This is a genomic window from Arthrobacter sp. CAL618 (assembly GCF_000468215.1).
Lineage (GTDB): Bacteria > Actinomycetota > Actinomycetes > Actinomycetales > Micrococcaceae > Arthrobacter_D.
In genome coordinates, this window is record NZ_ASZW01000189.1 from 7,278 (window position 1) to 14,071 (window position 6,794).

9 protein-coding genes are annotated in these 6,794 nt (G+C 65.2%); 8 read left to right on the top strand and 1 reads right to left on the bottom strand.

Annotation, left to right across the window (positions count from 1 at the left end; translation table 11 throughout):
* Positions 1-1,187, top strand: a 1,187-nt coding sequence (locus K728_RS23250) for an ATP-dependent DNA helicase (protein ID WP_019483430.1), incomplete at its 5' end; no start/stop codon positions are given.
* Here K728_RS23250 and lexA read toward each other — a convergent pair.
* The gene (lexA, locus tag K728_RS0111435; RefSeq protein ID WP_050994982.1) at positions 1,184-1,840 is read right to left on the bottom strand and encodes a transcriptional repressor LexA; all 657 of its coding nucleotides are present in this window, start codon (positions 1,838-1,840) and stop codon (positions 1,184-1,186) included. The genes K728_RS23250 and lexA overlap by 4 nt on opposite strands.
* Positions 1,841-2,310: 470 nt before the next feature.
* Here lexA and K728_RS0111440 point away from each other — a divergent pair, with 470 nt between their 5' ends.
* The 7 genes from K728_RS0111440 to K728_RS0111470 all read left to right on the top strand — a co-directional run.
* Entirely contained in the window at positions 2,311-2,685 is a 375-nt protein-coding gene (locus K728_RS0111440; protein ID WP_019483428.1) for a LysM peptidoglycan-binding domain-containing protein, read from the top strand.
* A 158-nt stretch (positions 2,686-2,843) separates the two neighbouring features.
* Positions 2,844-3,953: a histidinol-phosphate transaminase gene (locus tag K728_RS0111445; RefSeq protein WP_019483427.1), complete on the top strand. Its 1,110-nt coding sequence runs from the start codon at positions 2,844-2,846 to the stop codon at positions 3,951-3,953.
* 82 nt (positions 3,954-4,035) lie between these two features.
* The gene (gene hisB, locus K728_RS0111450; protein ID WP_019483426.1) at positions 4,036-4,653 is read left to right on the top strand and encodes an imidazoleglycerol-phosphate dehydratase HisB; all 618 of its coding nucleotides are present in this window, start codon (positions 4,036-4,038) and stop codon (positions 4,651-4,653) included.
* Positions 4,650-5,288, top strand: coding sequence for an imidazole glycerol phosphate synthase subunit HisH (gene hisH / locus K728_RS0111455; RefSeq protein ID WP_019483425.1), 639 nt, complete (start codon positions 4,650-4,652; stop codon positions 5,286-5,288). Before hisB ends, hisH begins: the two co-directional genes overlap by 4 nt.
* 20 nt (positions 5,289-5,308) lie before the next feature.
* A complete protein-coding gene (locus tag K728_RS21290) occupies positions 5,309-5,449 on the top strand; it encodes a hypothetical protein (protein ID WP_019483424.1) in 141 nt (46 codons plus the stop codon).
* 40 nt (positions 5,450-5,489) lie between these two features.
* Positions 5,490-6,248: a bifunctional 1-(5-phosphoribosyl)-5-((5-phosphoribosylamino)methylideneamino)imidazole-4-carboxamide isomerase/phosphoribosylanthranilate isomerase PriA gene (gene priA, locus K728_RS0111465; RefSeq protein WP_019483423.1), complete on the top strand. Its 759-nt coding sequence runs from the start codon at positions 5,490-5,492 to the stop codon at positions 6,246-6,248.
* The coding region (locus K728_RS0111470; protein ID WP_024476794.1) for an SseB family protein at positions 6,236-6,794 on the top strand (559 nt) is incomplete at its 3' end. The genes priA and K728_RS0111470, both read left to right, overlap by 13 nt.

Consider the following 6,794-nt stretch of genomic DNA (forward strand, 5'->3'; position numbering starts at 1 on the left):
CCCGCCGTCATCTGTCAATCGCCACCGAGGGCCTCGACTCCGCAAACCGCTTTTTCGAGTCATCAGTCACCGGGATCCCCACGGGATTAATGGCTGCCGGACTCACCGAGGAGCAGGAAACGGCGATCACGCAGGTCCGCGAAGCCTGCCGGGCCGTCCTGTCGGACGCCAAAGGAGACGGACCGACCCCGGCAGACGGTGGCCGGCAGATGGCGAAGTCCCACGTCCTCGCCGTCTTCGAACTTTGCGAGCGGCTTCTGACGGCGACACCGGCCGGTGAGGTGCTCTGGGCCTCACGGCCAAGCACCTTCTCACCGGGCACCGGGTATTCACAGCCCGACGACGACGCACCCGCGACCATCAACATCGCGCCACTGTCCGTGGCCGGGAAGCTGCGGGAAGGCCTGTTCGCCGATCACACAGTGGTCCTGACCTCGGCAACGCTCGCCATCGGGGCCGAATTCGGTCCAGTCGCCGGTTCGCTCGGTCTCGCGGGCGCCTCGGCGCCGTCATGGACCGGCGTCGACGTCGGCAGCCCCTTCGACTACCCGAAGCAGGGCGTCCTGTATGTCGCGAAGGACCTTCCAAAGCCGGAGCGGGGCACCTCGCCTGAGCAGCTCGACGAACTGGAGGTCTTGCTGAAAGCATCGCGGGGTGGGGCGCTGGGACTTTTTTCCTCCCGCCGCGCGGCCGAAGACGCGGCCGAAGCACTGCGCCCTCGGGTCGACTTCGAAATCCTGTGCCAGGGCGAATCGTCAATGTCGGCGCTGGTCAAACAATTCTCGGATGAGCCGGACACGTGCCTCTTCGGCACCATGTCACTCTGGCAGGGCGTCGATGTGCCAGGCCGGTCGTGCCGGCTGGTGACCATCGACCGCATTCCCTTCCCGCGCCCTGACGACCCACTCATGACAGCTCGGACGAGAGCCGTAGCGAAAGCCGGTGGAAACGGTTTCATGAGTGTTTCGGCAACCCACGCGGCCGTCCGCCTCGCTCAGGGCGCCGGACGCCTCATCCGCGCAGCCGAAGACAAGGGGGTGGTGGCGATCCTCGATTCCAGGCTCGCCAACGCACGCTACGGATCATTCCTGCGTGCCGCGCTGCCGCCTTTTTGGTCCACCACCGATCGCACGACGGCGGTCGGCGTCCTGGAGCGGCTGGCAGGAAAACCCACGCCCGGGGGTTAGAGGGCGCGCATGACCGAGACGACCTTGCCCATAATCGTGGCGAGGTCTCCCAGGATCGGCTCGTACTGGGTGTTCTGGGGGAGCAGCCAGGTGTGACCGTCGCGCTGACGGAAAGTCTTCACAGTCGCCTCGTCGTCGAGGAGCGCGGCCACGATGTCACCGTTCTGTGCTTCCTGCTGGCGCCGGACCACTACCCAGTCACCGTCGCAAATGGCGGCGTCGATCATCGAATCGCCATAGACCCGCAACATGAAGAGATCGCCGTGGCCCACCAACTGGCGGGGTAGCGGCATGACATCTTCCACTACCTGGTCGGCCAGCACCGGGCCGCCGGCAGCGATCCGCCCCACCATCGGAACCATGGCTGCGTCGATCGCGCCGCCGACGTCCGGTGTCGTGCCCTGCCCCGATCCTTCTTCGCCGCTGTGCTGATCATGGTCGAGGGTCAGCGGAAGCAGGATCTCCATGGCGCGGGGGCGCTTCGGATCGCGCCTGAGATAGCCCATCCGCTCGAGCTGCGACAACTGATGGGTGACGCTCGAGAGACTGGCGAGCCCCACCGTGTCTCCGATCTCGCGCATGGAGGGCGGATACCCGTTGGTGCCGATGGCCCGCTGAATGGTCTCAAGGATCTTCTTCTGGCGGGGCGTCATGCCCTTGGGCACCTGGCGCCCACGCGGGCGGCCACGGGCTGGCAGGACGGCCGGGGCGGGGTCAGCCGGGGCAAGGTCGGAGGCCGGTTCATCCAGTGGTGCGTCGGACTCTTTCACGGTCGCTGTCCCTTCGATAAGAATCCATGTACCCCGGCAGATCCCTGGATTCCAGGGGCCGAGCTTATTTTGTCAGTGGCGGATGATGTGCTGGTTTCTGCTGGATCCCGAACCTTCATCCTTGCCCTAACGGTAAGGGAGTCAGGACACGTTTTCAAACATTTGTTCGATCGTGTCTCGACAAAGTTCGTCAATCAGTGCTAAAAATAAACAAGCAGTAATTCGAAGATAAGTTCGAACAAAACAGGAATCGCCGGTTTTAGCTCGAACACCGCCTTCAACCTTCAGGGTTGGTCCCGGGCTCATACCCCAGGACCGAATGGACTGATTCGAGAGTACAGAGAGGTGTATCCATGTCTGTCATCACCACACACCAGAATTTCCCCACCACCGAAAGCGACGCGACCAAGAGCGGCGCCACCAAGCTGCGGCTTACCCGCAGGGGCCGGCTCCTGTTGGTCGGATTGCCGATCGTGCTACTCGCGTCGGCCGTTCTGATGTTGTCAGGATTTTTCAACTCGCCTGCCAAGGCATCAGCTGAAGGCGGAGAGGTGACCGAGACCGTCAGTGTCAGCGTCGCAGCCGGCGAAACCATCTGGCAGCTGGCAACCGAGTTCGCTCCGGACCGCGATCCGCGCATCGTCGTCTCCGAGATCGTTGAACTGAACAGCCTGGGCACCTCAGTGCTGCAGGCAGGGCAGCAACTGGATGTCCCCACCAACCGGTAACTCCTCGACAGCCAGTGCTGCACCCCCAGAACCCTCCAACCCGGTCGGCCAGTATCGGCCACCGGGTGTGGAGCTTCTGCGAACGCGGTGAAGATCCTGATGAAGGGTGAAGGCCCGTCGATTCTGCACCTGCAGCACTCCACGCTTAACCTTGACAGGTGAGCGAACAGTTTGAGCGGTTGAGCCGGTTGCCCCTGCGTGAGGATCTGCGGGGCAAGCACCCCTACGGGGCACCCCAGTTGGATGTCCCCATCCTCCTAAACGTCAATGAGAATACCCATGGAGTGCCGGACGATGTCCGGCAGGCAATCGTTGATGCGGTGAGCCGGGAGGTCGGGGGGCTGAACCGTTACCCCGACCGTGAGTTCACCGAACTCCGGACCAATCTCGCACGCTACCTCGGCCACGGACTGACGCCCGAAAACCTGTGGGCCGCCAACGGATCCAACGAGGTACTGCAGCACCTGCTGCAGGCCTTCGGTGGCCCGGGTCGATCAGCCATCGGCTTCCCCCCGACCTACTCCATGTATCCGTTGCTGGCCAGCAGCACCGGCACCCGCTATATCGCAGGGCAGGGTAACGACAGGTTCGAGCTCAGCGCCGCCGACGCGGCCCGCGAAGTGCGCGAATCCGGCGCGAACCTCGTCTTCCTGTGCTCGCCGAACAACCCGACCGGCTCAGCGCTGGGCCTGGATGTGGTGGAAGCGGTTTATGAGGCGGGCAGCGACGCGCAGGCAATCGTGATCGTCGATGAGGCCTATGCCGAGTTCGCCCACGCAGGCACCGTCAGCGCCCTCAGCCTGCTGGCGGGCCGGGAACGTCTTGTGGTGTCACGCACCATGAGCAAGGCTTTCGCGATGGCCGGGACGAGGCTCGGTTACCTGGCGGCGGCCCCCGAGGTTGCTGACGCGCTGCGCCTGGTCCGGTTGCCGTACCACCTTTCGGCCATCACCCAGGCGGCAGCGAACGCGGCCCTGACCCACTCTGACCGATTGCTTGCCAACGTGGAAAACATCAAGGTGCAACGCGATCGGATAGTGACCAGTCTCCAACACCTCGGGTTGACCCCGGTGCCCTCGGACGCCAACTTCGTTCTCTTCGGCGGACTGGACGACCCGCACCGCATCTGGCAGGGCCTGCTCGACGGGGGAGTGCTGATTCGCGACGTCGGTATTCCCGGTCACCTCCGGGTCACCGCAGGCACCGAGACGGAAACCACAGCGTTCCTCGACACCCTCGGTGCCCTGCTGGAGGGGACCGTCTCCTAGACTGGTGATAGACCCTTTCCAAGCGGCGCCCGGTGCTGTCCCTACCGTCACCCATCCGCTACGTACCAATCGAAGGATAGCCATGAGCGTGGAAACCACTGTCGGACGCACTGCGAGCCGGGAACGGACCACCAGCGAGTCGTCGGTGTTTGTCGAGCTCGATCTTGACGGCACCGGACGCGCGGAGATCAGCACCTCGGTGCCGTTCTACGACCACATGCTGACTGCGCTGGCCAAGCACTCACTGATCGACCTCACGGTCCGAGCCACCGGTGACACGCACATCGATGTCCACCACACCGTCGAGGATGTCGCCATCACCATCGGCGAGGTGCTCCGGGAGGCCCTGGGGACGAAGGCCGGGATCCGCAGGTTCGGCGAAGCGACGGTGCCCCTGGATGAGGCGTTGGCCAACGCCGTCGTCGACATCTCCGGCCGGCCATACCTGGTGCACACGGGTGAGCCTGCAGGCCAGGAATACCACCTGATCGGAGGGCACTTCACCGGCTCGCTGACCCGGCACGTCTTCGAGGCGATCACCCTGCATGCCCAGATCTGTCTGCACATGACGGTGTTGGGTGGACGGGATCCACACCACATTGTCGAAGCCCAGTTCAAGGCGTTCGCTCGGGCGCTGCGCGCTGCAGTGGAACCGGACCCACGCGTGGAGGGCATCCCGTCCACCAAGGGGGCACTATGAGTGCGCCACGCGTAACGGTTCTGGACTACGGTTCGGGGAACATCCGTTCAGCGGTCCGTGCCCTGGAACACGTCGGCGCTGAAGTGACGTTGAGCGCCAAACCCGACGACGTCCTGAACGCCGACGGGTTGGTGGTGCCCGGCGTCGGAGCCTTCGCGACCGTGATGAAGGGTCTGAAGGATGTCGATGCACTGCGCATGATCGGCCGGCGGGTGGCGGGCGGCAGGCCAGTGCTTGGCATCTGCGTCGGCCTGCAAATCCTCTTCGAGGAGGGCGTCGAGCACGGCGTCCGGACCGCGGGAATGGGCGAGTGGCCAGGCACCGTTGAACGGTTGCAGGCTGACGTCGTCCCGCACATGGGCTGGAACACGGTGAAGGCAGCCGAGGGGTCACAACTGTTCGAAGGCATCGAGGACGAGCGGTTCTACTTTGTGCACTCCTACGGCGTGCAGCAGTGGAAGTTCGAGGTCACCCAGCCAGCCATGAAGCCCCCAATGGTGACCTGGGCGGACCACGGCGGTCAGTTCATTGCCGCCGTGGAAAACGGTCCCCTCAGCGCCACCCAGTTCCACCCCGAAAAGTCCGGTGACGCCGGGGCCCGTCTGCTCTCCAACTGGACAGCCGGGCTGCGGTAGTCATGTGGAGCATAGTGTTGATGGGGCTCGCGGGCCTGTTGATCGGTGGGGCTATCTCCTTCCGGCGGCAGGAACTACCCAAGGCCCTGATCATCAGCTTCTGGGTCCTGGCGGGAATGGCGCTCCTCGCTGCCTACCTCCTGACCCTGACCGACATCTGATTCCAGACCTCCGACAGCTACGAAAGAGTCACAACACCCGATGAGCCCCTTTACTGAATCCCCCATTCTCGAACTGCTTCCTGCCGTCGACGTCGTCGACGGGCAGGCTGTCCGCCTGGTCCAGGGCGAGGCCGGCAGCGAAACAGGTTACGGTGACGCCCTCGAGGCGGCCCTCGCCTGGCAGCAGGACGGCGCCGAATGGGTGCACCTGGTGGACCTTGACGCAGCCTTCGGCCGGGGCTCAAACCGCGAACTGCTCGGACGCGTGATTAACGAACTCGACATCAAGGTGGAGCTGTCCGGGGGAATCCGCGATGACGCTTCCCTCGACGCAGCCCTGGAACTCGGCGCGCACCGGGTGAACCTCGGCACCGCAGCCCTGGAAAACCCGGAGTGGACCGCTGCGGCCATCGCCCGCTACGGCGACAAGATCGCCGTCGGCCTGGACGTCCGGGGCACCACCCTGGCAGCCCGCGGCTGGACCGAAGAAGGCGGCGACCTGTGGGAAGTCCTGCAGCGCCTCGAAGACGCGGGCTGCTCCCGGTACGTGGTCACAGACGTCACCAAGGACGGCACGCTCCGCGGCCCCAACCTCGAACTACTCCAGCAGGTGCTTGAGCGGACCTCGCAGCCCGTGGTCGCATCGGGTGGAATCTCAAGTCTTGAGGACCTCGCGGCGCTGCGCCAGCTGGTGCCACACGGACTGGAAGGCGCAATCGTGGGCAAGGCGCTGTACGCCGGCGCTTTCACGCTGCCCCAGGCGCTCGACATCGCCGGGCACCCGGCATCCCGGATGTGAGCGAGCGGCAGCTCCCCGCACATATCGCCGCTGCCCTGGCGGCCAACACCGCCGATTCCGCGGGGCAGGCCTGGGAAGGCCGTGACCTGAGCGGCGAGGGTAACCCGCTGCACAACTTCGACGACGACGACGGGGCCGCACCGCCCGCCTACACCGAGGCAATCGACCGGCTGCTGGCCGGGACCAGCGACGAAACGGGAGTGCTCGCCGCCCTCGCCGGGGTGAGACTTTTCGTACCCGTGGTAGCCCAGCTCGCTGGGGAAACCGCGCCCGACGACCCTCACTCGCACGCCGACCACGGCCACGGCGGGGGAGCACCGGAGGGCGACAAGGAGGCCGACATGGCCCTGGTCACGCTCAAAGCACCCGATGGCCGCACGGCGCTGCCGGTCTTCAGCTCTGTTGCTGCACTGGCCGCGTGGCATCCGGAAGCCAGGCCCGTGGCCGTTTACGCGCCGCGTGCGGCGCTGTCGGCGGTCGCCGACGGAGCGCAGCTGCTGGTCATCGATCCGGGCGCGCACTTCACCTTCGTTGTGCGTCGCCCCG

Bases quoted from the DNA above. Each gene is read 5' to 3' on its own strand.
- K728_RS0111440 (WP_019483428.1), top strand. From the start codon at position 2,311: ATGTCTGTCATCACCACACACCAGAATTTCCCCACCACCGAAAGCGAC.
- priA (WP_019483423.1), top strand. From the start codon at position 5,490: ATGAGCCCCTTTACTGAATCCCCCATTCTCGAACTGCTTCCTGCCGTC.
- K728_RS21290 (WP_019483424.1), top strand. From the start codon at position 5,309: ATGGGGCTCGCGGGCCTGTTGATCGGTGGGGCTATCTCCTTCCGGCGG.
- hisH (WP_019483425.1), top strand. From the start codon at position 4,650: ATGAGTGCGCCACGCGTAACGGTTCTGGACTACGGTTCGGGGAACATC.
- lexA (WP_050994982.1), bottom strand. From the start codon at position 1,840: ATGACGCCCCGCCAGAAGAAGATCCTTGAGACCATTCAGCGGGCCATC.
- hisB (WP_019483426.1), top strand. From the start codon at position 4,036: ATGAGCGTGGAAACCACTGTCGGACGCACTGCGAGCCGGGAACGGACC.